This is a genomic window from Mesorhizobium sp. WSM2561 (genome assembly GCF_000513915.1).
Lineage (GTDB): Bacteria > Pseudomonadota > Alphaproteobacteria > Rhizobiales > Rhizobiaceae > Mesorhizobium > Mesorhizobium muleiense.
The window spans coordinates 74,763-101,272 of sequence record NZ_AZUX01000003.1 but is presented as its reverse complement, the minus strand read 5'-3'; the positions used below and the strand labels follow the sequence as shown (position 1 = coordinate 101,272).

Below are 26,510 nucleotides of genomic sequence, written 5' to 3'. Positions count from 1 at the left end.
ATCATGAATGCGATAACGAAGATTGGCACGTTTGACGATGCGGACCTGTTCCGCCAGCAGGCGTTGATTGGCGGTGTGTGGCGGGAAGCGGATACAAAGGTCGTTGTCGATGTCACCAACCCTGCCACCTTGGCCGTTCTTGGCAGCGTTCCCGATATGGGCGGCGACGACACCAGGGCCGCGATCGGTGCTGCGGCCGAGGCATTCAAAAGCTGGAAGAAGACGACCCATGCCGAGCGTGCGAGACTGCTGGAGCGATGGCACGACCTCATTCGCCAGCACGAACAGGATTTGGCGCTTCTGCTGACGCTGGAGCAGGGTAAGCCGCTTGCCGAGGCGTCGGCGGAAATCCGCTACGGCGCATCTTTCGTGAAATGGTTTGCGGAGGAGGCGCGCCGCATCGGTGGCTCGACCATTCCGTCACCCACCGCCGATCGACGCATTCTGGTTCTCAAGGAAGCAGTCGGCGTCTGTGCCATCATCACGCCGTGGAATTTCCCCAACGCGATGATCACGCGCAAAGTAGCACCGGCGCTGGCCGCAGGTTGTACGGTTGTCATCAAGCCGTCGGAATTTACGCCATTCTCGGCGCTGGCGCTCGGCGTGCTGGCGGAGCGGGCGGGCATCCCGGCCGGCGTTATCAACATCGTGACCGGCATGCCGGGAGAGATCGGCAAAGAGCTCATGGCCAACGAGACGGTGCGCAAGATCTCGTTCACCGGTTCGACCCGCGTCGGTGCGCTGCTCATGCGTGGCGCGGCCGATAGCATCAAGCGGCTGAGCCTGGAGCTTGGCGGCAACGCGCCCTTTATCGTCTTTGACGACGCCGATCTTGATAACGCAGTTGAAGGGGTGATCGGATCCAAGTTCCGCAACGGCGGTCAGACCTGCGTTTGCGCGAACCGGATTCTCGTGCAGGAAGGCGTTTACGACGCTTTCGCCGAAAAGCTGAGCCAGCGCGTCACCCGGATGAAGGTTGGCGCGGGGACCGACGAGGGCACTGAGATCGGCCCGATGATCAACACGGCCGCGATCGACAAGATCGAGCGTCACATTGCGGATGCGAAGAAGAAAGGCGCGCAGATCCTCGCCCAAAGCGAGGCAGTGCCCGACGGCAGGCAATATGCGCGGCCCGTCGTCCTGGGAGGGGCTACTACCGAGATGCTCCTGGCATCGGAAGAGACCTTCGGTCCGGTGGCGCCGCTTTTTCGCTTCGAGACGGAGGAAGAGGCCATCACGATCGCGAACGCTACGCCGTTCGGCCTTGCCGCCTACTTCTACACCGACGACCTCAAGCGGTCATGGCGTGTCGCCGAGGCGCTGGAGTTCGGCATGGTCGGGCTCAACACAGGCCTGATCTCGACCGAGGTTGCGCCTTTCGGCGGTGTCAAGCAGTCAGGCGTGGGGCGAGAAGGGTCGCAGCTCGGCATCGAGGAATACCTCGAGGTCAAGACGCTTCATGTTGGCGGGTTGAACCAGTAGGCTTTACCGGAGTCACAACAGCGAATTAAAGCGCGTCGCGTTTTGACCGGCCTCATGCGACGCGCTTTAGGTTGTTGTTAATGCTGTCGCTATCGTAAAACCGCTGCACACCCTCGGTCAGGCCCGAGGGCATCCCTTTGCGCGACATGCATTGGAACACAGTCCCCTTTTCAGCGGCCGATTTTCAGTGACAATCGCAAACCTCCGGGATTGGCCGAAGCATCCCTCCACTTCGGTCGAGTAGAGGCGATGGTCGCCCATCGCCTCTACTCGACCGAAGTCGTGTGGCTTATGCCAATCGCCAGCCTTGGAGATTTGGCTGCCGGACCGTCAGGCAGCGAAGGTCCACCGCCGTATGGATGCCAGGGTCTACGCCGCGTCGCTTCGCTCCTTGCTCCGCCCTGGGACGACGAGCGAGGGGTGGTTCGATCAATCCCAGGCCCGAGGGCATGCTTTTGCGCGACATGCATCAGCAATGAGAAAGGGGCGGTCGAACCGCCCCTTTCTCATCTCGATACTTCGGATGCCGCGATGCCGGAGGCCCGCCAGCCTCAAGCAACTTTCCGGACGGGCTCCAGGCCGACCGCGGCGGCCAGCCCGCCGATATCCTTGATCTCGGTATATTCGTAGAAGGGGTTCGCAGGCTCGTGGCCGCGGTTCACCCACACCTTGCTCTTGATGCCGAGATCGTAGGCGGTCATCAAATCGTAGCGGAAGGAGGAGGAGACGTGGGTAATGTCCTCCGGGCCGCAGCCGAGCTTGTCGAGCATGTATTCAAAGCCCTTCATCAGCGGCTTATAGGCGCCAACCTCTTCGGCGGTGATGACGGTGTGAAAGGGCGCGCCGAGCTTCTCCACATTCGACATGATCAGGCTGTTCATGGAGTTGGACAGGATCACCAGTGGGATTTCCTTGGCGACCTTGGCCAGTCCCGCCGGGACGTCGGGGTGCGGACCCCAGGTCGGCACTTCTTCATAGATGCGTTGGGCATCTTCGGGTTTGAACTGGATACCGATGCGCTTGCAGCTGCGTTCGATGGAATTCTGCACCACCTCGAGGAAGGGTTTCCATGGCCCCAGCACCTCGTCAAGGCGATAGCCTCTAAAAGCCTCCACGAAGCTGGCCATTGCCTCTGGGGAGAGGCGCTCGCCGTAGACGCGCCGCGCGGCACCGGCCATATCGAAATTGGTGAGCGTGCCGTAGCAATCGAAGGTGATGTATTTCGGTCTGAACGTCGACATGGCGACCATCCTCCTGGTTTTCTCGGCACAGCGTGCCTGTACCACAACCACCATAGTCGGAGATCTGGAAGACTAACGGCCGCATTCGCTGCGACCTGAAGCAGATCGTTTCGTATTGCATCGCCGGTTTGGCAGAGAGTTGCGCCAGGTGTCCTTTCGAGCTTTGGGAGCAGCGCGGCCTGTCGGCCATGCTTCGGCAGAAGATGCGGCGCGAGCAGCGAAGGATAGTGAAAACGCGTGGCGCATGGCTGCCGGTCGGGAGGAACTGCTGTCTTTGGTGGTCTACCGTCAGCACTGAAGACGAAGGCCGGAAATTCTTAATGACCACACAACAGATCATCCTTGAAGAGATGACACCGGGGCACCTGGAAGGTGCTGTCGAGTTGTCTCGCCAAGTCAAATGGCCGCATCGCCGCGAGGATTGGGAGCTGGCCCATTCGATCAGCCGGGGGATCGTCGCTCTGGAAGAAGAACGCGTGGTGGCGACCATCATGATGACCCCCTACGGCGACAAAGCCGCCGCCATCAACATGGTGATCGTCGATGCGGCCATGCGCGGCCGCGGACTCGGCCGAAAGATGATGGAAGAGGCGCTGGCCAAGGCGGGTGAGCGCACCTGTTGCCTGACGGCGACACAGGAAGGCCTGCCGCTCTATGAGAAGCTGGGCTTCGTCACGACTGGCGAGATCGTGCAGCATCAGGGCGAGGCGTTGGCAGTTTCGGCGCCGGCCCGTGTATCCTGGGCAGAGAGCGGCGATCTTGCCCGCCTCGAGGTGCTGGATCGCGAGGCATTTGGCCATGACCGTTCGGCGCTGATGAAGCGGCTTTTCGAGCGCGCGAAGTTCGCTGTCATTCGCGATGAAGGCGATACCCAGGCCTTTTCCGCCATCCGGCCATTCGGCCGGGGGCTGGTCATCGGGCCGGTGGTGGCGAGAAACGGTGCCGAGGCCAAAGCACTGATCGACTTTCTGCTCGCCCATCATCAGGGCAAGTTCGTGCGTGTCGACACCGACGTCTCAACGGATCTTGCTGAATGGCTCACCGGGCGCGGGCTGGCGCACGTCGGCGGTGGGATCACGATGCGACGCTCCATGGCCACGCACAAAGAAAGCAAGCCCGCGCATCACCGCACATATGCGTTGGTCAGTCAGGCACTCGGTTAAATCAGGCACAACGCTGAATCGGAGGAAGAAATGCTGGCAAATTCACTGATCGAACTCGATCGCGCGCATCTGGTTCACCCGTTTTCATGCTATCGGAGCCACGAGGAGACGGGCGTGCGGGTGCTCAAATCCGCCAAGGGCGCAACGGTGACCGATGCAAGCGGGAAAACCCTGCTGGACGGATTCGCCGGTCTATGGTGTGTAAACATCGGCTACGGCCAGGAAAGTGTCGTTGAAGCAGCCGCAAAGCAGCTAAGAGAACTTCCCTATGCGACGGGATATTTCGGGCTGGGATCCGAGCCTGCCATTCGCCTTGCTGCCAGGCTTGCCGAACTGGCGCCCGGTGATTTGAACCACGTCTATTTCACGCTTGGCGGCTCCGATGCAGTCGACAGCACGATCCGCTTCATTCGCTATTACTACCATGTCAGGGGCACGCCGCAAAAGGACCAGTTCATCTCGGTCGAGCATGGCTACCATGGATCCTCGACGGCAGGGTCTGGTCTGACCGCGATCCCGGCTTTCCATGCGGGTTTCGGCGTTCCATACGACTGGCAGCACAAAATTCCTTCGCACTACGCCTATCGCAATCCGGTTGGTTCCGACCCGCAGGCGATCATCGATGCATCGGTCGCGGCCCTGCGGGCCAAAATCGCGGAACTCGGCGCGGGCCGCGTTGCGGCCTTCTACGCCGAACCCATCCAGGGTTCGGGCGGTGTCCTCGTTCCACCGACAGGTTGGCTGAAGGCTCTGCACGCCGTGTGCAAGGAACACGATATTCTGTTCGTTGCCGACGAAGTTATCACTGCCTTTGGCCGTACCGGCCCCCTCTTCGCCTGTGAGGAAGACGAGGTCGTGCCGGATCTCATGACCACGGCGAAGGGACTGACCTCGGGCTACGTGCCGATGGGCGCCGTCTTCATCTCGGACCATGTGTACAATACGATCGCGGACGGAGCCGGCAAAGCGCCTGTCGGCCATGGCTATACTTATTCGGCCCATCCCGTGAGCGCGGCGGTCGGGCTCGAATGTCTGCGTCTCTACGAAGACAGCTTGCTCGAGAATGGGCGCAAGGCCGGCAAGCGCTTGATGGAAGGCCTTCGCTCGCTCGCCGACCACCCGCTGGTTGGCGACATTCGCGGTCGCGGCATGCTGGCAGCAATCGAGTTGGTCACCGACAAGGAGCGCAAAACGCCGCTCCCGGCGGCGGCCGATCCGGGGCGCCGCATCTTCGAGCGCGCGTGGGCGAACGGCCTTGTCATCCGCGCCTTCAACAACGGCATCCTCGGCTTTGCGCCGCCGCTCTGCTGCACCGAGGCCGATATTGATGGGATCCTCGAACGTACCCGGATGACCCTGGATCAAACCCTGGAGGACCAGGACGTGCGGTCGGCGATGAAGGGATGATCGTCCAGGCTGCCGCCGCATGCGCGCGGCAGCCTCTTTCTCATCTGTCGAATATCGCGTCGAGAGGCAAATGGGATTTGACGATCGGTGACTTCAGCACGACGAAGCTGAAATATTTGTCGATTCCGATATCCAGTTCGATCATGCGCTCCATGATCGTCTGGTACTCGCTGATGCCCGCTGTGACAAACTTCACAAGATAGTCGTAACCGCCTGAAACCAGGTGGCATTCGATAACAGAATCGACCTTCTGGATTGCGGTGAGAAATCTCGCGAAGTCGTTCTGCTGGTGGTGCTTGAGCGTGACTTCGGTGAAGATCGTCAGAGTCTGCCCGAGCTTGGACACATCGATCTGGGCGGAATAGCCGGTGATGAAGCCTTCCGCCTGAAGCTTCTTGACGCGCATCAGGCAAGGGCTCGGTGAAAGGTTCACCAGGTCGGCGAGCTCGACATTCGTGACCCGCCCGTTCTTCTGCAGTTGGGATAAGATCTTGATGTCGATCTTGTCGAGCTTCATTGGAAACCTGTCAAACGTTGGAACCGCGGATCGTCCGGCAGACGGCGTCCGTCACCTCCTGCGTGGTCGCTGTCCCTCCCACGTCCGGCGTCAGCACGCCCTCACTCGTCACCGATTCCACAGCGTTCATCAACCGGACGGCCGCTGCGCTCTCGCCCAGATGTTCGAGCATCTGGGCAGCGGTCCAGAAGGTGGCGACCGGGTTGGCAATACCCTTGCCGGCGATGTCGAATGCCGAGCCGTGAATTGGCTCGAACATCGAGGGATAGCGCCGCTCGGGATCAATGTTGGCGGTCGGTGCAACGCCGAGACTGCCCGCGAGCGCGCCCGCAAGGTCCGACAATATGTCGGCGTGAAGATTGGTGGCGACGATCGTATCAAGGCTCCGAGGTTTCAACGTCATACGCACTGTCATAGCATCGACCAGCATCTTGTCCCAGGCGACGTCCGGGAATTCCGGCGCCACCTCGGCTGCGATTTCGTCCCACATTACCATGCCGTGACGCTGCGCGTTGGATTTTGTAACGACTGTCAGGAGCTTTCGCGGCCGTGATTGCGCCAGCCGGAATGCATAGCGCATGATGCGGGTGACGCCGACGCGCGTGAAGATCGCGACCTCGGTTCCGACCTCCTCGGGGAGGCCGCGATGGGCTCGGCCGCCGTGGCCCGAATACTCGCCCTCGGAATTCTCCCGCACGATCACCCAATCCAGATCGCCAGGGCCAACGCCCGCCAGCGGCGAAACAATACCGGGCAATATCCTGGTCGGCCGCACGTTCGCGTATTGATCAAAGCCTTGGCAGATTGGCAGCCGGAGGCCCCAGAGCGTGATGTCGTCGGGCACATCGGGAGCGCCTACCGCGCCAAAGAAGATAGCGTCGAAGCGCTTCAGTTGCGCCACCCCATCTTCGGGCATCATCCGACCATGCGCCTTGTAGTAGTCTGAGCCCCAGTCGAAGTGCTGGACGCGCAGCTTGAAGTCGCCGCAGCGCCGCTGCAGCGCCTCAAGCGCCTGGAGTCCGGCGGCAATGACCTCTGGGCCGATCCCGTCGGCAGGAATGGCGGCAATCTCATATTCGCGCATCGTCACTTTCCCTTCAGTGCTGGCCGCCTCGCGGCCTCGATCTCGTGTGCGACCTGATGTAGCTTGGCAAACGGTCTTCTCAGAATTCAGCGACCTTGCCCCACGCAGCTGTCTTCAGACGCTCCGGCCTATAGGGACGCGGATCGACGATCGGCTCGCTGCCGGTGATGATATCGGCGATCATATGTCCAGCGCCGGGGCCGATCCCGAAGCCGTGGCCGCTAAATCCCGCGGCGAGAAGAAAGCCCGGAATCCCCTCCACTTCACCAATTGCCGGGACGCCATCGGGCGTGCTGTCGACATAGCCCGCCCAAGCATGAGAAATCGCGACGCGCTGGAACTCGGGCAGCAATTCGCAGGCTCTTTGATAGGTCAGGCGAATCTGCCTCATGTCAGGTTTGGGGTCGAGAATCCGATTCCGTTCTATTGGAGTCACGTCTTCAAGTACCCATTTCCTCAGGCTTTCATGACCTTGACGCCAGCCCTCGAACGCTCCCGGGGCCAGACTGCGCCAGCGGCGGGCGAACATGGGCACGAACTCGCGGCTGAACCTGAGCTGCTGCGGCGTTGGATCGACTCGCGCCCGCCCGCTGATCGCCAGCGCGTATCCACCGTTGCTGCGCCGCGTCAGCGAGACGCGCGCGGTATGCAGGGCATCCGGCAGGCCATTTGCGCCAGGCGCTACGGCTAGAATGGACTGCCGTACGGCAGCCTGCGGGAAACGAATACCAAGCTGGTTGCAGAAGGAAGACGCCCACGCGCCTCCGGCCATGACCACGGTTGTTGTCCGGATGGTTCCGGCTTCTGTAACGACGCCGCTGACCCGGCCGGCGCTCAGCTCCAGCCCGCGCGCCGCGCAATTCTGATGTACGGTGCCGCCGGCCGCCATGATGCCGCGCGCGGCAACCGGCACCGCCTTTGAAGGATCCGCCGTTCCGTCAGTTGGCGAGAACACGCCGCCTTTCCATTTCCGGCCGGTCGCCTTGCCCTGTTCGGTGGCTTCTTGCGCGCTCAGCACATGCGTCGTGACGCCAACCGTCCTTGCGAAATCGCGCCACTTTGCCCAGCCTGCCAACTCGTTTTCGTCCTGCGAGAGATAGAGCAGGCCGCAGCGGCGGAAGCCGGTGTCCTCGCCGGTCTCCTGCGCTACTTTTTCCCAGAGATCGAGGCTCTTGGTTGCCATCGGCAACTCGCGTGCGTCACGGTTCTGCTGACGGCACCAGCCCCAGTTGCGGCTGGACTGTTCGGCCGCAACGCGCCCCTTCTCCAGCAGGGCAACGCTGACGCCGCGGCGTGCGAGATAATAGGCCGTGAATACGCCGACCACGCCGCCGCCGATGACGACGACGTCCGCCTCGCGAGGCAGGGATGGGCTGGACTCGATGTGAATGAGCGGCGCGGGCATGGATGGGACTCCGGTAAATTTGAAACATCCTAGCCTGCGGCCCGCAGAGGCAGGCTGCGGAGTTCATGCCTGGACGGAATTTCCTGCGGTTTGCAGCCCTTGGAACAGGCAATTGTTGCCGAAAAGCGCTCGCTGGCCCCAACCTCGCAGGGGCAAGCAGGAGTACACTTCATCCAGTCGCGCGATCTGCGGCATGGGCTTTTCGGGACGCGGCGCGCAGTGACGCAAGGCCTGTCGCGCACAAATCAGCGGAAGAAGGACCTGGTTGTCTGATCCCGGTTTTCTGCGCCGGAACGGGAGCAGAGTGAAATGCCGAACCTGACGTTCTTTTCAGAAGTTCCTGCCGCCCGAGGGCCAAATTTCGACGACTATGCGGATACAGAACAGTCAAACTGGCTGAAAGAACGGAGCAAGCTTCCTTATAACGGGTAAGCTCCAGAGAACTTCCGATAGGCAGGGCTTACGCCTTCGGAGAGTTCTCCAACAAAAGGGAACAGTGTCCGGTCCACGGACCGAATTTCATCAAGGGAGCCGCCAGGATGAGCAGAATCAGTCTCTCGCAGCCTCAGCGCTCAAAGCGCCGAGATGACCAGACGACGGACGCTATGGTGAGGCGCTTCTGCTCAAAGCGCGATGATGTGGTCCGCAACAGCGTGGACCCGCTCGGTTCAAACGGGAGATGATCGCAATGGTCGCAAGCATCCAGCCTGTAGCCCCCCACGATGTGGCGCTTTCGGTGCGCGACCTCACGGTGAATTTGCCGAAAGGCATGGAACGGACCCATGCCGTCGAGAACATCTCGTTTGACCTGAGACGCGGCCAAATTCTGTGCGTCATTGGCGAGTCCGGATCCGGCAAGTCGGTCACCGCCAACGCCATCATGGGGTTGCTGCCCAACGTGATCCGCGTCTCCTCGGGCGCCATCCACCTCGATGGGATGAACATCATAGGCATGTCGCAGGACAAGCTGCGCAGCCTGCGCGGCCGAGTGGTGTCGATGATCTTCCAGGACCCGCTGTCGGCGCTCAATCCGTTGATGACCGTGGGCGCACAGATTGACGAGGTCATGGCGGCGCACGGCGTCGGAACTCCGAAATCGCGTCGCGGCCGCGCTGTCGGGCTGCTGACCGAGGTGGGACTGCCGGACCCGGAACTCATGTACCACCAGTATCCGTTCCGCCTCTCCGGCGGGCAGCGGCAGCGGGTGATGATCGCCATGGCGCTGGCGCTTGAACCCACGATCCTGATCGCGGATGAACCGACGACCGCGCTCGACGTGACCACACAGGCACAGATTCTGGAGCTGATCCGCGACATTCAGCGCCGGAAGGGAATGAGCGTCATGTTCATCACTCACGACTTCGGCGTGGTGGCCGAGATCGCAGACAGCGTCGTAGTGATGGAGAAGGGCCACATCGTCGAGCAGGGTAGCGCTCAACAGGTCCTGAAGTCGCCTGGCCATCCCTACACAAGGCGCCTTATCGCAGCCGTCCCGCACCTGACCGGCGAGAACCGCGTTCCTCTGGAGACGGCCGACAAAGCGCCGATCCTGAAGGTCGAAGGCCTGATGAAGACCTACCGAAGCGGCAGTTCCCTGTTCAGCGCGCAGCGCGTCGTGCCCGCGGTCAACGAGGTCTCGTTCGATCTGGCGCCCGGGCGCACGCTGGGCGTTGTGGGCGAAAGCGGTTCCGGCAAATCATCGCTTGGTCGGCTTTTGATCAAGCTGCTGGACAGCGACGGCGGCGGGATTCTGTTCGAGGGTCGCGACATCGCCAAGCTTTCCGAAGCCGAATTCCGTCCGCTGCGGCCGCGGGTCCAGATGATCTTCCAGGATCCGTTCGCCTCGCTCAACCCGCGCTCGACGATCGGCCACATCCTGACCGTTGGCCCAGTCGCGCACGGGACGCCCTATGCCCAGGCGCGCGAAGAGGCGAGGGCGCTCCTGGCCCATGTCGGCCTCGATGCCGGCGCCTTTGATCGCTTTCCGCATGAATTTTCCGGTGGGCAGCGCCAGCGCATCGGCATCGCTCGGGCACTGATGTTCAAGCCGAAGCTGCTGATCGCCGATGAGGCGGTGTCGGCGCTGGACGTGTCGATCCAGGCCCAGATCCTGCAGCTGCTCGACCAGATCCAGCGGGAGACCGGCGTGTCGATGATCTTCATCACCCACGACCTGCGCGTCGCCAGCCAGATCTGCGACGAGATCGCGGTGATGCAGAAAGGGCGGATCGTCGAACGGGGACCGCCATCGCAAATCTTCCTCGACCCGCAATCAGCCTACACACGTGAGCTGGTGGCGGCGATTCCTGGAGAGCAGCCGGGAACCACCCGCCCGGTTGCAGCAAACGGATAATAGCCACGGCGGACACCGCCAAAACAAGGGGAATTCCAATGACTGAACGCTCAAACACCAAATCAAACTACTCGCGACGCGATGCACTGCGATTGATGGCGATAGGCGGGGCTGCAGGCCTCATTGCGCCCAATCTGCTGGGCAAACCCGCCTTCGCCCAGAACCCTCCGGCGAGCCCAACCGGCCGCGTCGTGGTTGGACTTTCGCAGGAACCCACCGTCTTCAATCCGTTGATGCCGCATATCGAGGCCGACGAGGCTGTGCATTTCTCGGTGTTCGATGCACTCGTTCGCATGGACCCCAAGGGCGTTCTTCAGCCCAATCTCGCGGTCGAAGTGCCAAGCCAGAAGAACGGCGGCATTTCAGAGGACGGGCTTGTGTGGCGCATTCGCCTGCGTGACGATGTCCGCTGGCACGACGGCAAGCCGTTCACGGCCGAGGACGTGAAATTTACTCTTGAGCTCATCACCAATCCGAAATTCCGCGCGTGGCGCACGGCGGGCCATTCGCTGGTGCGCGATATCAAGGTGGTCTCGCCGACCGAGCTGACCTGGCGGATGGAGGAGGCTTTCGCCCCCTACCAGTCGTTTCTCGCCGAAACCTTCATGGTTCCCAAGCACATCCTCGAGAAAGAGGCCGACCCCAACGCTGCCGCCTTCAATCAGGCGCCTGTCGGCACTGGTGCATTCAAGTGGGCTCAGCGCGTTGCCGGCGATCATATCGAACTCGTCGCGAACGCGGATTATGCCGGGGAGGGCCCTTATCTGGAGCGGCTCGTCTTCAAATACATCCCCGACATGACGGTGCTCTACACCCAGTTCAAAAGCGGCGACATCGATCTTGTCGACCAGGCATTCATAACCGCCGACCACTACGCGGAAGCCAGCACACTATCGGATCGTTTGGTCAAGCTGGAGCCCGGGGCATCGGTCGAGTCGATCTATCTCAATCTTGAGAAGCCGCAATTCAAGGACCCGGCGGTCCGCCAGGCGCTCTACGCGGCAATCGACAGGAAAGCGATCCTCGAAGCACTTTACTACGGGGTTCACAAACCGACCGAGACGTTCATGCCGCAGAATTCCTACTACTACAATCCGAACCTGCCGGCACAGGAGTTCAACCTCGAGCGCGCGGGCCAGATCCTCGACGAGGCCGGCTGGGTACCCGGAGCCGATGGAATACGGGTGAAGGATGGGGTGCGTCTGTCGTTCGCCAACTCCACCACTTCCGGCAACCACCTGCGCGAGCAGACGCAGCAGTTCCTCCAGCAGACATTCGCCGAGATCGGGGTCGAGATGACCATCTCGAACCTGCCGGCCGCCGTCATGTGGGGGGATTTCTGGCTCAAATCGCAGTACGAGTCAGCCATCTCGGGTGTAACCAATGTCATCGCGGGCGACCCCGACGTTTCCAACCGCCTGCACACCAAGGCGATCGTCGCCAAGGGCGGAAAGGGCTCGAACACAGGCCAGTACTCCAACTCGGAGGTCGATGCGCTGCTCGAGAAGGGCGCCCGCACCTTCGATCGGGAACAGCGGCGCGCCATCTATCTGCGCGTGCAGGAAATCGTTCGGCAGGATCTGCCGTTCCTGCCTCTGTTTGCCTACACCAACGTGTTCGGCCGCAAGGAAGGGCTGGAGGGTTTCGAGGCAAATTCCAACACCCGCGTCGCATCCTGGCATGCCGCCGGATGGCATTGGAAGGCCTGACATCCATTACGCCACCGCCGCCTCGCGGCGGCGGCCAGTCTTCGGCACTGTCTTGAAAGAGGAGAGATGAATGCGCGGCTTCCTGCTCAACCGGCTCTCACAGAGCCTCATCCTGCTCCTGATCGTCTCGGTCATCGGGTTCCTCGTCCTGAACCTGCTGCCGGGCGGGCCGCTGGCGCAATTCGGGCTCGATCCCGGCATGACGCAGGACGATCTCGAGCGCCTGAAAGAGCAATTGGGGCTGAACCGTCCGCTTTTGGTGCAATATTTCGACTGGGCCTGGCGGCTTCTCCAGGGCGACTGGGGCCACTCCTTCCGCGACGGCGCGCCTGTGCTGGCAGTGATCGGCCGGCATGTCCCTGCGACGCTGCTGCTGATGGGGACGTCCACCGCGATTGCGATCGCCATCGGCACCTGGATCGGCATTCGTGGCGCCACGCACCGCTATTCGCTGTTCGACCATATGGCGACGATCGGAGCGATGGTCGCGCTGTCGATCCCGACCTTCTGGTTCGGGCTCGTCGGCATCTACGTCTTCTCCCTGCAGCTGGGCTGGCTGCCTGCAGGCAACATGTACACGATCGGCGACGGTTCGGTCCTGAACTACCTGCATCACCTGATCCTGCCAAGCATCGTGCTGTCGCTGGTGCATGTCGCGATCTGGAGCCGCTACATGCGCACGGCGACGCTCGACGCCATCAGCCAGGATTTCGTCAAGACCGCCCGCGCCAAAGGCCTGAGCGAGCGCCGAGTCATAATGAAGCACGTCGTCGGCAATGCGCTTTTGCCGATGATCACACTGGCCGGGGTCCAGCTTCCCAGCATCCTGACCGGCGCGCTGGTGACGGAGACCGTGTTTACCTGGCCGGGGATGGGTCGACTGTTCCTGGACAGCCTCGGCTACAGCGACTACCCGGTCGTGATGGGACTGCTGATGTTCTCGGCCATTCTCGTCATTCTGGGCAACTTGATCGCAGATATTGCCGTGGCGATCGTCGACCCGCGCATTCGTCTGGGTTGAGCGCGTAACCTCACGTCCAACAGGAGGCACCCGAAATGACCGCTCTCGCCGCAAATGCAGGACCAAGCCGCTGGTGGCGCAGCCGCACCGTGCGCCGTTTCACGAGCCATCATCTGGCGTTGCTGGGGGTGGCGATGATCACCCTTCTCACGCTGGCATGCGTCTTCGGCCCGCATCTCCTGCCCTATGATTCCCTCTACATCGATTTGCGCGCCCGCTTTTCACCGCCGCTGACCGGCGACCACTATCTCGGGACCGATCCTTTGGGGCGGGACGTGGCGGCACGACTGTTCATGGCGGGGAGGACTTCACTGCTGGTGGCTTTCTTTGCCATGCTGCTTTCGACGCTGATCGGAACGCTCGTCGGCGTGATCGCGGGCTACCGCGGCGGCTGGATCGGCGCAGCGCTGATGCGCACGGTCGACGGCTTCCTGTCATTCCCCTCCATCTTCCTGCTGCTGGCCTTGGCCGCGGCACTGAAGCCGAGCCCGGCTATGGTCACCGTCATCGTCGCTGTCACCAGCTGGATGGAGGTAGCCCGGATTGTCGAGGCCGAGGTGCGGTCATTGCGCGAGCGCGAGTTTGTGCTGGCCGGGCGCATGCTGGGGCTTAGCGGTGCGCATATCATGTTCCGCGAGATCCTGCCCAACGCCATGGGCCCGATCATCGTGGCCGCGACGCTGACAGTCGCGCACGCTATTCTCCTGGAAGCCTATATCAGTTTCCTGGGTTATGGCATTCAGCCGCCGCTGCCCAGCTGGGGCAACATGCTCGAGGGCGCCCAGCAGTATCTGGACAGTGCGCCCTGGCTGGCGATCATTCCCGGGGCCGCCATCACCATCGCCGTGACAAGCTTTAATTTCATCGGCGACGGGTTGCGCGATGCGCTCGACGTGCGGGACGACCGTGTCTGATCTCGTCGACAAAAGCGGCCCGCGCCTCACCCGAAAACCCAGCGAGAAGTGACTCTGATGCACGAGCCGAAAGTCGCCGACAAGAGCACCCCCTACTGGTGGGAAGCGGCGCCCGTCATGCCGCTGCCGCCGCAGCCCCTGGCCAGGACGGTTGATGTGGCGATTGTCGGCGCCGGCTATGCGGGGCTTTCGGCCGGGCTTGCGCTGGCGCGCGAGGGGCGCTCGGTTGCAGCTTTTGATGCGATGAATCCGGGCGAGGGGGCCTCGTCGCGCAATGGCGGAATTACCAGCGGGAGCATCCGGCTGGACTACGCCACGATCACCCGGCGCTTCGGCGAACAAAAAGCCATGGCGATCGAGGCCGAGGGCAAGGTCGCGCGCGAATTCCTTTACGATTTCATCAAGTCGGAAAAGCTCGACTGCGACTTTCAACTGGTTGGCCTGTTCAAGGGCGCCATCGGATATGAACAGTACGAGAAGATGGCCCGCGGCGCCGAGTCGTTGGCGAGGAAACTGGGGATCGAATCTTACGCTGTTCCATATGCAAAGCAGCGCACCTACGTCGGCACCGACTTCTATCGCGGCGGCATAGTCCGGATGGACATCGGTGGGCTGCACCCGGCCAAATTCCACGCCGAGCTCCTGCGGGTGGCGCTCGCTTCGGGACTGGCGGTGCATTCGAACACCCCCGTGACCTCGATTGAAAGGGATAGCTCCGGGTTCCGCGTCGCCACTTCGGCCGGAACGGTGCAGGCGCGGCAGGTGCTGGTCTGCACAAATGGCTATACGGATGGCGCCAGTCCCTTCCTGCGCCGTCGGCTGGTGCCGGTTCGCAGCCGGATCATTGCCACCGAGGAACTCGCGCCTGAGGTGATGGCGCGCCTGATGCCGAAGCGGATGATGATGGGCGAGGGCCGCGAGCTTGGCTTCTATTACCGCCCTTCGCCGGACGGCAGACGCATCCTGCTCGGCGGGCGCGACAGCTCGCGTGCAGGCGATCCGGCAGCCCCGACGCTCCGTCTGCGCAACGGGCTGGGCGAAATTTTCCCGGAACTGGAGAACGTTCGCCTTTCGCATAGCTGGTTCGGCAATGTGGCGATGCACCGCGACATGCTGCCCCGCATCTTCGAGAAGGATGGCGTGGTCTATGCCACCGGCTTCTGCGGTTCGGGCGTGGTCTGGGCGCCATGGGTCGGCACGCGTGCGGCTCACAAGCTGATGGGACATGGCGATCGGGCGCGCACCGCATTCGATTTCCGGCCGCCTGCAGCCATCCCGCTCTATCGCGGCAATCCGTGGTTCCTGCCGGCCGTTATCAAGGGCTACGCCCTGCAGGACCGTATCGCCTGGTGGCGCGCCAGCCGCTGACGGCGGATATACTTTCTGAGGGGCACTCCTCAACGAGACCGGGCAAGCACGAATGAAGACTCAAATAGTCGTCGTTGGCGGTGGGGCTGGAGGTCTTGAGCTCGTGCGGCGGCTCGGAGCACGGCTCGGCCGCAAGGATTTCGATATCATTCTTGTGGAGCGTAACCACACCCATGTCTGGAAGCCGCTCCTCCATGAAGTCGCGGCCGGATCACTCGACGCAAATCTTGACGAAGTGGGCTACCGCGGCCACGGGCACCGTTGGGGCTACCGCTTCTTCTACGGGTCGCTGGAGGCAATCGATCGCACAGCGCGGCAGGTCACAGTGGCGCCGATTTTCGACGATGACGGGTCGGAACTGGTTGGTCGACATCGGCTCCGATACGATTACCTGGTTATCGCAATCGGGTCGGTTTCAAACGACTTCGGTACTCCCGGAGTCAAGGACCATTGTCTTTTCCTCGAAGACCGTCATCAAGCGGATCGCTTTCGATTGAAGTTGTTGAATCATTGTCTTCGAGTTTCCAGGACAATGTCAGCTGATCCAACCGACGACGCCTTTGTTGACATAGCTATCGTAGGTGGCGGCGCGACAGGCGTCGAACTCGCTGCTGAACTCTACAACGCTGCATCATCTCTCAGACACTATGGCCTGGAAGTCTTCGACGAGACCCGGTTGAGGGTCACTTTGATAGAGGCCGGGCCGCGGATTCTTCCGGCTCTCCCAGATGCTTTAGCAAAGGCTGCGCATCAGGAACTTGAGGCCCTCGGCGTCCGGGTGCTCGCAAACACAGCTGTATCCGAAGCAACGGAAAAGGGATTGAGGTGCGCTACCGGGGAGCAGATAGACGCCAATATTTGCGTGTGGGCTGCAGGAGTGCAGGGGGCAAGTATTCTAGGAGAGCTCGACGGACTCGAGATGGCGCGTAGCAGGCAACTTGTCGTCCTTCCCACCCTCCAAACGAGCCGGGACGAGCGCATCTTCGCTATCGGCGATTGCTGCTTTTTCAAGCCGGAAGGGGCGGGCGGCCCGGTGCCGCCACGAGCTCAGGCTGCCCACCAGATGGCATCGACCGCTTATCGCAACATTCTTCAATTGATTGCCGGGAAAACGCCGGAGGCATTTGTCTATCGGGACAACGGCTCGCTAGTGTCGTTAAGCCGGTTTTCCACCGTCGGTAGCTTGATGGGAAACCTCGTCGGAGGGCGGATGGCGATCGAGGGGCGGCTGGCCAGGATGATCTACGTGTCTTTGTACCGCATGCACCTGGTGGCCATACATGGCTGGATCAAGGGCCTGGCTCTTATCTTGGTCGGCCATGTCAACCGCGTCGTCCGTCCGCGTCTCAAATTGCATTGACGTCGGTCAGGCGCGTGGCAGACTGCGACCGAACGATGTCGCTGAGGTCTGCATTGCACCTCACCTGAGCGGCGCCCGAGTGGTCTTGCCGCATTCCTCGCCCGATTTGCGCCATATGGCATGCCGACGGACAGCTCAAAACGAATGATCCCGCTGAATTGAAGGGGCAAAACAGCAGTCAAATCTGTCCGCCGGCCGCCACTCTAAGGTCCGACTTCAATCTGACTTTGGATCAAGCGACAGCGTTGCACTTATGGCCGTTGATCACGACAGGGATATCGTCAGCGCCCCGACCGAGCTGATGAAATTCGAGACCCGCCATGTGCCGGGCGCGCTGAAGCTGTCGCAGGAGATGGGCTGGCCGTATCGCCAGGAGGACTGGGAATTTGCCGTGACGGTCGGCAATGGCCTGGTCCTCGAGCGGGCAGGGCAGGTGATCGGCACTGCCATGTCCTGGAATTACGGACAGGCCTATGCCACTGCCGGGATGATCATAGTCACTGGCTCGGCGCAAGGCGGTGGCAACGGCTCCCGGCTTTTTGACGGGTTGCTTCAGGCCACGGACGGGCGCAACGTGCTGCTCAATTCGACGGAAGAGGGTCTCGCGCTCTACAAGCGACGCGGCTTCACTGCCTGGGGCGCGGTGCTTCAGCACCAGGGCCCGCTGACCGTCGCCGTGACGCAGAGTACCGGCGACGACATCCGTCAGGCGACGGTCTCCGACCTCGCGGCAATCCAGGACTTCGACGAACGGGCGACAGGCATGCCCCGGCCCTCGATGGTGGCTGGCGTCGCTGATGCGGGCAATGTTTTGGTCATCGAACGCGCGGGGCGTATTGCAGGCTACGCCATCGCCAGGCGGTTCGGCCGCGGCTATGTCCTGGGCCCTGTTGCCGCCGAGAGCGGCCAAGACGCGCGGCTTCTGATCCTGGCCCAGCTTTCGAAGCTTCACGGCCAATTCGTGCGCATCGACGTCTATGCCGAACACGGATTGGGCGACTGGCTGGATAGCCTGGGGCTCGCGCGTGTCGGTGCTGTGATCGCGATGGTCAAGGGGCGACGGCCCGTCTCCGACGGGACGGCCCGCATGTATGCCTTGGCAAATCAGTCGTTCGGTTAAGGAATGAGGTAGGGGAGCGATGGATACGAACGAAAAGATGCGTGAGGCGGCCCAAACGATCGATGCCCTCATCACCCCGTCGCTGCTTCTGGACCGGGGGCGGCTTGAGCGCAACATCCAGCGTCTGGCCGAGCATGCCAGAAAGCTTGGCGTGGTGCTGCGCCCGCATATGAAGACGGCCAAAAGCATCGACGTCGCCCGACACGTGTTCCCCGGCGAACCCGGTCCGATCACGGTCTCGACCGTCGCCGAGGCGGAGTATTTCGCCGGCCACGGCTTTCGAGACATCACCTATGCAGTCGGCATGTCGCCGGCTTCGGCCGTCCGCGCCATGGAGCTTTGTCGCCGTACCGGCGCTGATGTGAAGCTGTTGCTCGATTCCGTCGAGCAGGCCGACGCCCTGGCCGGTGTACGCGAAGCCACCGGCGTGACGCCGTCCGTCTTCATCGAACTGGACTGCGATGACCATCGCGGTGGATTGAAGCCGGACGATCCCAAGCTGATCGAGGTGGCCAACAGGATCGTCGCAGCGGGCGCCAACCTGGTCGGCGTCCTCGCCCATGCCGGCGAGTCCTATGGCTTGAGCACGCCCGATGCGCTGGTCAAGGCAGCCGAGGACGAGCGTTTGGCCACCGTGCGCGCCGCCGACACTTTGCGCGCCCACGGCCATGCCTGCCCGATCGTCAGCCTAGGCTCGACGCCGACGGCGCACTTCGCCGAGAACCTCGAAGGCGTCACGGAGCTGCGCGCCGGGGTCTACATGTTCTTTGACCTCGTCCAGCACGGGGTAGGGGTCTGCGGTCTCGACGATATCGCAATTTCCGTGTTGGCCACGGTGATCGGGTCCAAGCCGGAAAAGGGATGGGTGCTGGTCGACGCCGGGTGGATGGCGCTTTCACGCGACCGGGGAACCGCAAACCAGCAGATCGACCAGGGTTACGGCGTGGTCTGCGACGAAAAGGGGCGGGTGCTCGAAGATGTGATCGTGGCGCAGGCCAGCCAGGAACACGGTATCCTCGCCATTCGCGCCGGTTCTGGAAAGTCCATGCCCGATTTGCCGCTCGGGGCTCGGGTCCGGATTCTGCCCAACCATGCCTGCGCGATGGCCGCCCAGCATCACCTCTACGCCGTCGTCAACGGGGACAGTCCCAGGATCGAAGCGCGTTGGGAGCGGATCCGCGGATGGTAGGGGCTCCAATCGCAACGCTTTGCATGGCGCCCATGCAAACTGACGCACTGGTGGTGCAATCATGAAGCTTACATCTTATTGGCTGGACACCTCTCAGCCGTTCAATGAGGGCACGTCCAAACCGCTCGAAGGCCACTACGATGTAGCGGTTGTGGGCGGCGGCCTGACCGGATCTTCCGCGGCACTGGCCCTTGCCAAGAAGGGCGCCAGGGTTGCACTGTTGGAGGCCGAAACCATAGGCAACGCCGCATCCGGCCGCAATGGCGGCATGTGCAACAACGGTTTTGCCCAGAACTATGCAATCATGGCCGGCAAGCACGGCAAGCCGGCCGCAAACGCGCTCTACAAGGCTTTCGACGCCGGCGTCGATATGGTCGAGCGGTTGGTGCAGGAAGAAAAGATCGACTGCAGCTTCTCCCGCGTCGGCAAGCTCAAGCTTGCCGCCAAGCTCGAGCACTACGACGTGCTGGCGCGCAGCCAGGAACTGCTCGCCGCCAATGTCGATCCCGGAACGAGGATGATCGCGCGCGCCGACCTGCGTGACGAAGTCGGCACCAGCCGCTACTATGGCGGGCTGCTCTTTCCCAAGAGTGCCGGCATGCATGTCGGCCGGTTCGTCCGGGGGCTGGCGACCGCCGCCGCACGACGTGGCGCGGAGGTCTATGAACGCGCCCCCGTCATGGCTTTGCGCAAGATCGCCGACGGGCATGAGGTCGAGACCCCAAGGGGCAAGATCGTCGCGCGGCAGGTTCTGCTGGCGAGCGGCATTTCCCAGGTCGGTCCGCTCGGATGGATCCGCCGCCGGATCGTGCCGGTCGGCGCCTTTCTGGTCGTGACGGAACCGCTGTCGCCTGGGCAGCTTCAGCGCCTCATGCCGACCCGCCGCAATGTCGTCGACACGCGCAACCTCGTCGTCTACTGGCGGCTGACCCCGGACAATCGCATGCTGTTCGGCGGGCGGGCCCGGTTTGCGGTGTCCAATCCGCAATCCGACGAAAAGAGCGGCCGGATCCTGAAAGCGGCGATGGTCGAGGTCTATCCGGAACTGGCCGACACCCCGATCGACTACTGCTGGGGCGGCATGGTCGACATGACGCGCGACCGGCTGCCGCGCGCCGGAGAGCGCAACGGAATCTACTACTCGATGGGCTATAGCGGCCACGGCACCCAGATGTCGACGCTGATGGGCAGCATCATGGCCGATGTCATGGACGGGCGTCCCGACCTGAACCCCTGGAAGGATTTCGATTGGCCGGCGATCCCTGGTTATTTCGGGCGACCCTGGTTCCTGCCGATCCTCGGCGCTTATTACCGCATGAAGGACCTTGTCACATGATTTCGCCCCTCGAACACCTGTCCCGCAATGGCCGCCTGGACAAGTTCTTCATCGACGGTCAATGGGTCGAGCCGAAGGGCACCGCCGAGGGCGTCGTCGTGAATCCCGCCACCGAAGAGGTCGTGACACGGTTTCCGCTCGGAAACAGCTGGGATGTGGACGCGGCCGTTTCAGCGGCCCGCCGGGCGTTCGCCACCTGGAGCCGTACCCGGCCGGAATACCGCGCGGGTCTGCTTGATCGCCTGCAGGCGCTGCTCGAAGCGCGCAATGAACTGCTTGCGCAATGCTTGAGCCTCGAAATGGGCGCGGCGATCGGATATGCGCGCACCGCGCAGGTGCCGCTGGCGATCGCCCATGTGCAAGTCGCTCGCGATGTCCTGAAAACTTTCCCCTTCGTCGAGCAGCGCGGCCACACCGCCGTCACCCACGAGCCGATCGGTGTCTGCGCCCTGATCACGCCCTGGAACTGGCCACTCTACCAGATCACCGCCAAGGTTGCGCCGGCGCTCGCCGCAGGCTGCACGGTCGTGCTGAAGCCAAGCGAGCTCTCTCCTTTGGACGCGCTGCTGTTTGCCGAGTCGATTGAGGAAGCCGGCTTCCCTGCCGGTGTCTTCAACCTCGTCAATGGTGACGGCCCGGGCGTGGGTATGGGTCTCGCCTCGCACACGGATGTCGACATGATCTCCATCACCGGCTCGACCCGTGCCGGCATTGCGGTGGCCCAGGCCGCCGCGCCGACGGTCAAGCGCGTCGGACAGGAGCTCGGCGGCAAGTCGCCGAACGTGATTTTGCCCGACGCCGATCTCGATCGCGCCGTTTCGCTGGGCGTAGCCGCCGCCTTCCGCAATCTCGGCCAGTCATGCAGCGCGCCGACGCGCATGATCGTGCCGCGCGAGCGGCTGTCCGAGATCGAGGCGGTCGCCAGGAGGGCCGCGGCCCAGATCATCGTCGGCGATCCGCTTTCAGAAGCCACCACGCACGGTGCAATCGCCAACCGTTCCCAATTCGACCGCATCCAAACCATGATCGGCGTCGGCATTTCGGAGGGCGCCAGGCTCCTCACCGGCGGGTCGGGTCGCGCGGACGAAATGAGCGTCGGGTTCTATGTGAAGCCGACTATCTTTTCCGACGTGCTTACGAACATGCGCATTGCCCAGGAAGAGGTCTTCGGACCAGTTCTGTGCATCATCCCCTACGACACAGTCGAGGAGGCCATCACTATCGCCAACGATACGGTCTACGGCCTGGGGGCCCATGTGCAGGGCGAGGATATGGGCGCCGTCAGGGACGTCGCCTCGCGGATCCGCGCCGGTCAGGTTCATCTCAACTACCCGGCCTGGGACCCGCACGCCCCGTTTGGCGGTTTCAAGCAGTCCGGAAACGGACGCGAATATGGCATCGAAGGCATGTTGGAGTACCTCGAGGTCAAATCCATCCTCGGCTATTTCTAGGCGACATTTTTGCCAAGCGCGGAGGCGCGGCTGGCGCCGTCTACGCCCATAGGCCGGGCGGATCGCTATTCAGTTATGGATTGATAACTGAATCGGATTTGGTGACGTCTGCGTCGGTTTGACTCATCAGGTTGCGATTCTGTTCGGTCGCTTTGTGGTTTCCGATCGGGCATGATCGACCGACGCAGAATCGAGCAGCGGTCGTGCTGCGGGTTGGGGTGGCTTGCGGTGGTGTCTGAGATCACCGGTCTGGCCCGTTCGACGATCGGGCGTGGCATCAATGACCTCGATGTTGCGGCGCCGCGCGGGCGGGTGCGTCGCCAGGGCGTTTGTCTTGCTGTCTATGCGATCGAATGTAGTGGCAGAGAACTCTGGCCTGGAGCTTCCTCGATCGTTCGAAGCTCCGCCGTGCTGAATTCATTTGTGATTATTTTGACCAGGACTGATCTCCCACGCTCTCTTGATGTCCTTCGAGGCACGCCGAGATCGCCTGCAGCTGGAATTCCAGTGCGGGGCCCTCTGCAGGGAACCGGCCGTCCAGCGCCGAGGTGCCGACGGTAAACCCCGCTGCGCCACTGTTGCGAATGGTGTTGATCTGATCCGGCCGGTCCACCGATCCCGCGACGATAACGGGCTTGGGCACGGCCCGGCACACAGCGTCGATCAGAGATGGCACATTGCCTGCCGAACGGTAGGCGAGAAGGTCGAGACCGGCGACACCGGGATGGCTGGCGAGCGCGACCGCGCTTTTGACGATCTCGGCCTGCGATCCTTCCAAAATGCTCGGATGCCCGACGATGCGACCCGGAAACGGATAGTAGCGGATGGGCGTCCCTTCCAGCAGCGGCAGCACGTCTTCGGCATGGGTGCCACCGAGAAGATAGTCGACGCCGAGGTCGATCGCCGCCTTGACCGAGGCGATCTCGCTGTCGCGGTCGAGCGATACAACTTCAAGATAAGTGCTGGCTCCGCCCCCGCGAATCTGGCGGGCGAGGGCGGCGAGCGCGTCGAGCGGCAGGCCGATGTCCTTGAAGCCGATGTGGCGGATTCCGGCCCGGAGCGCCGTTTTGGCGTGGACGGCGGCGTCGGTCACGGTGCGGTCGTTGCGTGTCAGCATGAAGATGTAGTCGAATTGGGTCATGGGGTGACGGCTTTCTGGTTCGGGAGGGAGGCCTTCAGCCTAAGGGCGTAGTCGAAGGCGGTCTCCAGGCTGGAGGGGTCGGCGACGCCAGACCCCGCGATGTCGAAGGCGGTGCCGTGGTCGGGGCTGGTACGCACGAATGGCAGGCCCAGCGTGACGTTCACGCCATGGTCGAGGCCCATATATTTGACCGGGATGAGACCCTGATCGTGATACTGCGCGACCACGATGTCGAACCGGCCCTTGCGGGCCTGCATGAACACAGTGTCGCCTGGCCATGGGCCGGAGGCGTCGATACCTTCGGCACGGGCCGCCTCGATCGCCGGCCGGATGATGCGGATTTCCTCGTCTCCGAAGAGACCGCCTTCGCCGGCATGCGGATTGAGGCCCGCGACGGCGACGCGCGGATGGGTGATGCCGAGCGCCTGCGCACCGGCATGGGCCAACCGGATCGCGTCCATCTGCGACGCGAAATCGCCTTTGCGGATCGCCTCGGACAACGAACAATGGATGGTGACGAGGACCGTGCGAATGTCCTCGTTCGCCAGCATCATGGCGACCTTGGGAGCCCCGCCATGATCGGCCAGGATTTCGGTGTGGCCGGGATAGTGCAGACCGGCTGCTGCCAACGCCTCCTTGTGAATCGGCGCCGTTACGATGCCGCCCACCCAACCGTCCCGCGCCAGTCCGATCGCGACAACGATGGCGTCGAACGCCGCGCGTCCACTGACGGCCGAAACTTGGCTGACCGGTGGCAGGGCGGAAAGCTGCGAGGAGCAAAGCACGTTGAGGGTTCCGTCATCGAGCACGGTCTCATCGACTGAAGCGATCGGCCGGACCCGCACTTCAGCATCGAGCGCGCAAAGGGCGCGGGTCATCACCAGCGGATCACCGACGACGATCCAGTGCCGCTTGTCCGGGCAACGGAGATACATTTTTGCGATGATCTCGGGGCCGATGCCGGAGGGATCACCCATGGTCACGGCGAGAGGAGCGTCATGGGCGGTCATGAATCAGCCTTTCGTGAAAGCGGTTTGGCCAGCAGGTCGCGGGCGGCATCAAGGAGTGTCGAGGGTGAGCCGAAGCCTCCCGCCTTCATGGCGATGGTAAGCGGCGTTCCGTCCGCCCGTTCGGCGCGGCCGACCGGAAAGCCGGGCTCCAACTCGCGGGTGAGAAGGAACCCGTTGATGCCGAGGCGGTCGAGGATCGCCGCCATCGTCTCGCCGCCGGTGGCGATCACCGCGTCATAGTCATGCCGGGCGACCGCTGCGGCTGCTTGTCCGGCGAGGTTCGTCGTCACCGCGCTGGCATTCTCCTGCCGTTGCAGCGGTGCCCGAAGGCAAATCACACGGGCGTCGCCGGGAGCGTCGGCCAGGTCGCCGACGACGGGAACGCCTCGTACACGCAAGGTCTCGCATTGGACGCGCGTTACCGGATTGGTGCTTCCTGCGACAATCACCACCCGCCCGGCGGCTTTGCCCGTTAATGGGTGTCCATCCGGCACGGCAGGGACCAGCAATGCCAGCGCGATGGCGAGACCAGGCGAGCCCACCCACAGGACAGTCTCGGGATCGGGAATGTCGGCGACCTGCCGGTTCAGTTTGTCCTGGCTGTTGGCGTCGAGGATCAGAATGAACCCTTTCGTCGCCGCATCGCCGGAACTGTCTGGGGCGATAATGATCGGTTTACCCAGGGACGGATCGACCAGTTCGGCAATGTCCGAGGTGCCTGCGGGATGGAGTGGATCACGGCCGTAGACGCTTTGACTCACGGGAATGCCGTTCACCGTCTGGATCCCGCCGACGGTGAGCCGCCCCGCTGCGGGAAAGGCTGGAGCGATGACAAGCCTGCTCCGGCCGCTGGCGCGAAAGGCGGCGGCGACTTCCACGCGGATATGGCCGCGCAGGGTCGAATCGATCGTTTTGAAGAGAAGGCGGGCATTCGAGAGGGCAGACACGGCGTCGGCCGTAGCCTTTCTTGCCTGCGAGATGTCGGAGGTGCGGCTGTTAGTATCGATCGAAGTGACAGCTCCATTCTCCGCGCCGTCGACTTGTCGCTTGATCACAGGTGCATAGCCTCTCGCGAGAAAGGCCGCCGCGCCGTCGGTAGCACTGGTCAGGTCGTCGGCGACTATCCCGATCAGGAGAGATGTGGTCTGCTTCATGTTGGTGAGAATAGCAGAACGATCGGCATCGATTATCCATATGATCTGACGATTTATGGTGATATGAAATCACCAATGAAGCGCTCTGAAGTACCTTCGCTCGACGACCTGCGCGCCTTCCAAACAGTGGCGCGTCTGGGGTCTGTGCGTGCTGCGGCTGCCGAACTCGCTCTGACGCATGGTGCAGTCAGCCGCCGCGTCTCCAAACTGGCCACCGATCTTGGTCTGCGGTTGCTCGAAGCGGACGGGCGCGGGGTGCGTCTGACCTCCGATGGCGCGAAGCTGGCGGAGGCAACCGGCAAGGCGTTCCATTTAATCACTGATGCCTTGGCAGAAATCAGATCCAGCTCGACGCCCATTCCGATCATCCTGTCCTGCGGGCGCTCGCTGGCAATGCGCTGGCTGATCCCCCGCTTGTCTGGGTTTCAGGATCGATACCCGGATGTCGAGGTGCACCTGTCGACCGGCGGCGGTGGGCTCGACTTCGCGCGCGACCGGGTGACGCTTGCGATCCGCCGACTCGATTTTCTGGTCGACCCGGAATGGACCATCATCAGGCTGATGCCGGAACGGGTTGGTCCGGTCATGCTGCCATCCCTGCACAAGCGGTTCGAGAGTGGCGACTATGTGGCGCTCGGAGCACGGACGCGACCGGATGCTTGGGAAGCGTGGCTCGACGCGCACATGGATGCGCCGCGTCCTCGAACGACCCGATTGCTGGATCATCATTTCCTGATGGCAGAAGCGGCCCTGGGTGGTCTTGGCGTTGCTCTTGCCCCCCAGGCGATTGCAGCGGATGACGTAGCGAATGGACGATTGGAAGCACCACTCGGCTTTGATCGCGACGGGACGGACTACGGCCTGATCCATCCGAAGTCGATCATTGTTTCAAGCGGCCTCTCCGCATTGCGCGATTGGCTGACCGCAGAGTCCGAGGGATCGTTCAAGCGGCAGGTGCTTGAGAACAGCTAAACTAAGAAAATAAGGTCGCCTTTGCGCCCGTATCGGCTCAGGCGGGGCGAAAGAGACAGCGCTGCGAAAGGGCGTGCTGGTTTGGCGGTCGACCTGAGGGCCTTGTGCTGAAT

Annotated in this window: 21 protein-coding genes; 14 read left to right on the top strand and 7 right to left on the bottom strand. The window is 62.6% G+C overall.

Annotation, left to right across the window (positions count from 1 at the left end; genetic code table 11):
* The first annotated feature begins 3 nt into the window (after window positions 1-3).
* Window positions 4-1,482 (top strand): NAD-dependent succinate-semialdehyde dehydrogenase, encoded by a 1,479-nt coding sequence (locus M727_RS0105340; protein ID WP_027151799.1) that lies wholly within the window; start codon window positions 4-6, stop codon window positions 1,480-1,482.
* 551 nt (window positions 1,483-2,033) lie between these two features.
* Here M727_RS0105340 and M727_RS0105335 read toward each other — a convergent pair.
* Window positions 2,034-2,723, bottom strand: a complete 690-nt coding sequence (locus M727_RS0105335) for a haloacid dehalogenase type II (protein WP_027151798.1) — start codon at window positions 2,721-2,723, stop codon at window positions 2,034-2,036.
* Window positions 2,724-3,043: 320 nt separating this feature from the next.
* Between M727_RS0105335 and M727_RS0105330 the strand changes: the two genes are divergently transcribed.
* Together M727_RS0105330 and M727_RS0105325 are read left to right on the top strand one after the other, a co-directional pair.
* Complete coding sequence (locus tag M727_RS0105330) at window positions 3,044-3,886, top strand: GNAT family N-acetyltransferase (RefSeq protein ID WP_027151797.1); 843 nt, start codon at window positions 3,044-3,046, stop codon at window positions 3,884-3,886.
* Window positions 3,887-3,916: 30 nt separating this feature from the next.
* Window positions 3,917-5,293: an aspartate aminotransferase family protein gene (locus M727_RS0105325; protein WP_027151796.1), complete on the top strand. Its 1,377-nt coding sequence runs from the start codon at window positions 3,917-3,919 to the stop codon at window positions 5,291-5,293.
* A 40-nt stretch (window positions 5,294-5,333) separates the two neighbouring features.
* On the opposite strand, the gene M727_RS0105320 is transcribed toward M727_RS0105325, so the two are convergent.
* From M727_RS0105320 to M727_RS0105310, 3 genes are all read right to left on the bottom strand, one after another.
* Window positions 5,334-5,810 carry an Lrp/AsnC family transcriptional regulator gene (locus M727_RS0105320; RefSeq protein ID WP_027151795.1) on the bottom strand — a complete coding sequence of 159 codons (477 nt, stop codon included), beginning with the start codon at window positions 5,808-5,810 and terminating at the stop codon, window positions 5,334-5,336.
* A gap of 10 nt (window positions 5,811-5,820) precedes the next feature.
* On the bottom strand, window positions 5,821-6,894 hold the full coding sequence (locus tag M727_RS0105315) for a tartrate dehydrogenase (RefSeq protein ID WP_027151794.1): 1,074 nt from the start codon (window positions 6,892-6,894) through the stop codon (window positions 5,821-5,823).
* Window positions 6,895-6,973: 79 nt separating this feature from the next.
* Window positions 6,974-8,299 carry an FAD-binding oxidoreductase gene (locus M727_RS0105310; protein ID WP_027151793.1) on the bottom strand — a complete coding sequence of 442 codons (1,326 nt, stop codon included), beginning with the start codon at window positions 8,297-8,299 and terminating at the stop codon, window positions 6,974-6,976.
* Window positions 8,300-8,987: 688 nt separating this feature from the next.
* Between M727_RS0105310 and M727_RS0105300 the strand changes: the two genes are divergently transcribed.
* The 10 genes from M727_RS0105300 to M727_RS0105255 all read left to right on the top strand — a co-directional run bounded on the left by M727_RS0105300 (window position 8,988) and on the right by M727_RS0105255 (window position 22,120).
* Complete coding sequence (locus tag M727_RS0105300; protein WP_027151792.1) at window positions 8,988-10,652, top strand: ABC transporter ATP-binding protein; 1,665 nt, start codon at window positions 8,988-8,990, stop codon at window positions 10,650-10,652.
* A 38-nt stretch (window positions 10,653-10,690) separates the two neighbouring features.
* Entirely contained in the window at window positions 10,691-12,361 is a 1,671-nt protein-coding gene (locus M727_RS0105295; protein WP_027151791.1) for a peptide ABC transporter substrate-binding protein, read from the top strand.
* A 70-nt stretch (window positions 12,362-12,431) separates the two neighbouring features.
* A complete protein-coding gene (locus tag M727_RS0105290; RefSeq protein ID WP_027151790.1) occupies window positions 12,432-13,382 on the top strand; it encodes an ABC transporter permease in 951 nt (316 codons plus the stop codon).
* A 35-nt stretch (window positions 13,383-13,417) separates the two neighbouring features.
* Window positions 13,418-14,296: an ABC transporter permease gene (locus tag M727_RS0105285; protein WP_027151789.1), complete on the top strand. Its 879-nt coding sequence runs from the start codon at window positions 13,418-13,420 to the stop codon at window positions 14,294-14,296.
* Window positions 14,297-14,353: 57 nt separating this feature from the next.
* A complete protein-coding gene (locus tag M727_RS0105280; protein ID WP_027151788.1) occupies window positions 14,354-15,664 on the top strand; it encodes an FAD-binding oxidoreductase in 1,311 nt (436 codons plus the stop codon).
* 52 nt (window positions 15,665-15,716) lie between these two features.
* On the top strand, window positions 15,717-17,024 hold the full coding sequence (locus tag M727_RS0105275) for an NAD(P)/FAD-dependent oxidoreductase (protein ID WP_027151787.1): 1,308 nt from the start codon (window positions 15,717-15,719) through the stop codon (window positions 17,022-17,024).
* 253 nt (window positions 17,025-17,277) lie between these two features.
* Complete coding sequence (locus M727_RS0105270; RefSeq protein WP_027151786.1) at window positions 17,278-18,144, top strand: GNAT family N-acetyltransferase; 867 nt, start codon at window positions 17,278-17,280, stop codon at window positions 18,142-18,144.
* Window positions 18,145-18,163: 19 nt separating this feature from the next.
* Window positions 18,164-19,333 carry an alanine racemase gene (locus tag M727_RS0105265; protein ID WP_027151785.1) on the top strand — a complete coding sequence of 390 codons (1,170 nt, stop codon included), beginning with the start codon at window positions 18,164-18,166 and terminating at the stop codon, window positions 19,331-19,333.
* A gap of 61 nt (window positions 19,334-19,394) precedes the next feature.
* On the top strand, window positions 19,395-20,669 hold the full coding sequence (locus M727_RS0105260; protein ID WP_027151784.1) for an FAD-binding oxidoreductase: 1,275 nt from the start codon (window positions 19,395-19,397) through the stop codon (window positions 20,667-20,669).
* Entirely contained in the window at window positions 20,666-22,120 is a 1,455-nt protein-coding gene (locus M727_RS0105255; protein ID WP_027151783.1) for an aldehyde dehydrogenase family protein, read from the top strand. The genes M727_RS0105260 and M727_RS0105255 overlap by 4 nt, the downstream gene beginning before the upstream one ends.
* Before the next feature lie 427 nt (window positions 22,121-22,547).
* Here the strand turns inward: M727_RS0105255 and M727_RS0105250 are convergent, their stop codons facing one another.
* The 3 genes from M727_RS0105250 to M727_RS0105240 are packed head-to-tail and all read right to left on the bottom strand — an operon-like array spanning window position 22,548 to window position 25,425.
* On the bottom strand, window positions 22,548-23,237 hold the full coding sequence (locus M727_RS0105250; RefSeq protein WP_245268459.1) for a 4-hydroxythreonine-4-phosphate dehydrogenase: 690 nt from the start codon (window positions 23,235-23,237) through the stop codon (window positions 22,548-22,550).
* A 20-nt stretch (window positions 23,238-23,257) separates the two neighbouring features.
* Window positions 23,258-24,271: a 4-hydroxythreonine-4-phosphate dehydrogenase PdxA gene (gene pdxA / locus M727_RS0105245; RefSeq protein ID WP_027151781.1), complete on the bottom strand. Its 1,014-nt coding sequence runs from the start codon at window positions 24,269-24,271 to the stop codon at window positions 23,258-23,260.
* Window positions 24,268-25,425 carry a four-carbon acid sugar kinase family protein gene (locus M727_RS0105240; RefSeq protein ID WP_027151780.1) on the bottom strand — a complete coding sequence of 386 codons (1,158 nt, stop codon included), beginning with the start codon at window positions 25,423-25,425 and terminating at the stop codon, window positions 24,268-24,270. Before M727_RS0105240 ends, pdxA begins: the two co-directional genes overlap by 4 nt.
* On the opposite strand from M727_RS0105240, the gene M727_RS35885 reads away from it, so the two are divergent.
* A complete protein-coding gene (locus tag M727_RS35885; RefSeq protein ID WP_245268457.1) occupies window positions 25,312-26,397 on the top strand; it encodes a LysR family transcriptional regulator in 1,086 nt (361 codons plus the stop codon). The two genes, M727_RS0105240 and M727_RS35885, sit on opposite strands and share 114 nt — an antisense overlap.
* The last annotated feature ends 113 nt before the right edge of the window (window positions 26,398-26,510 follow it).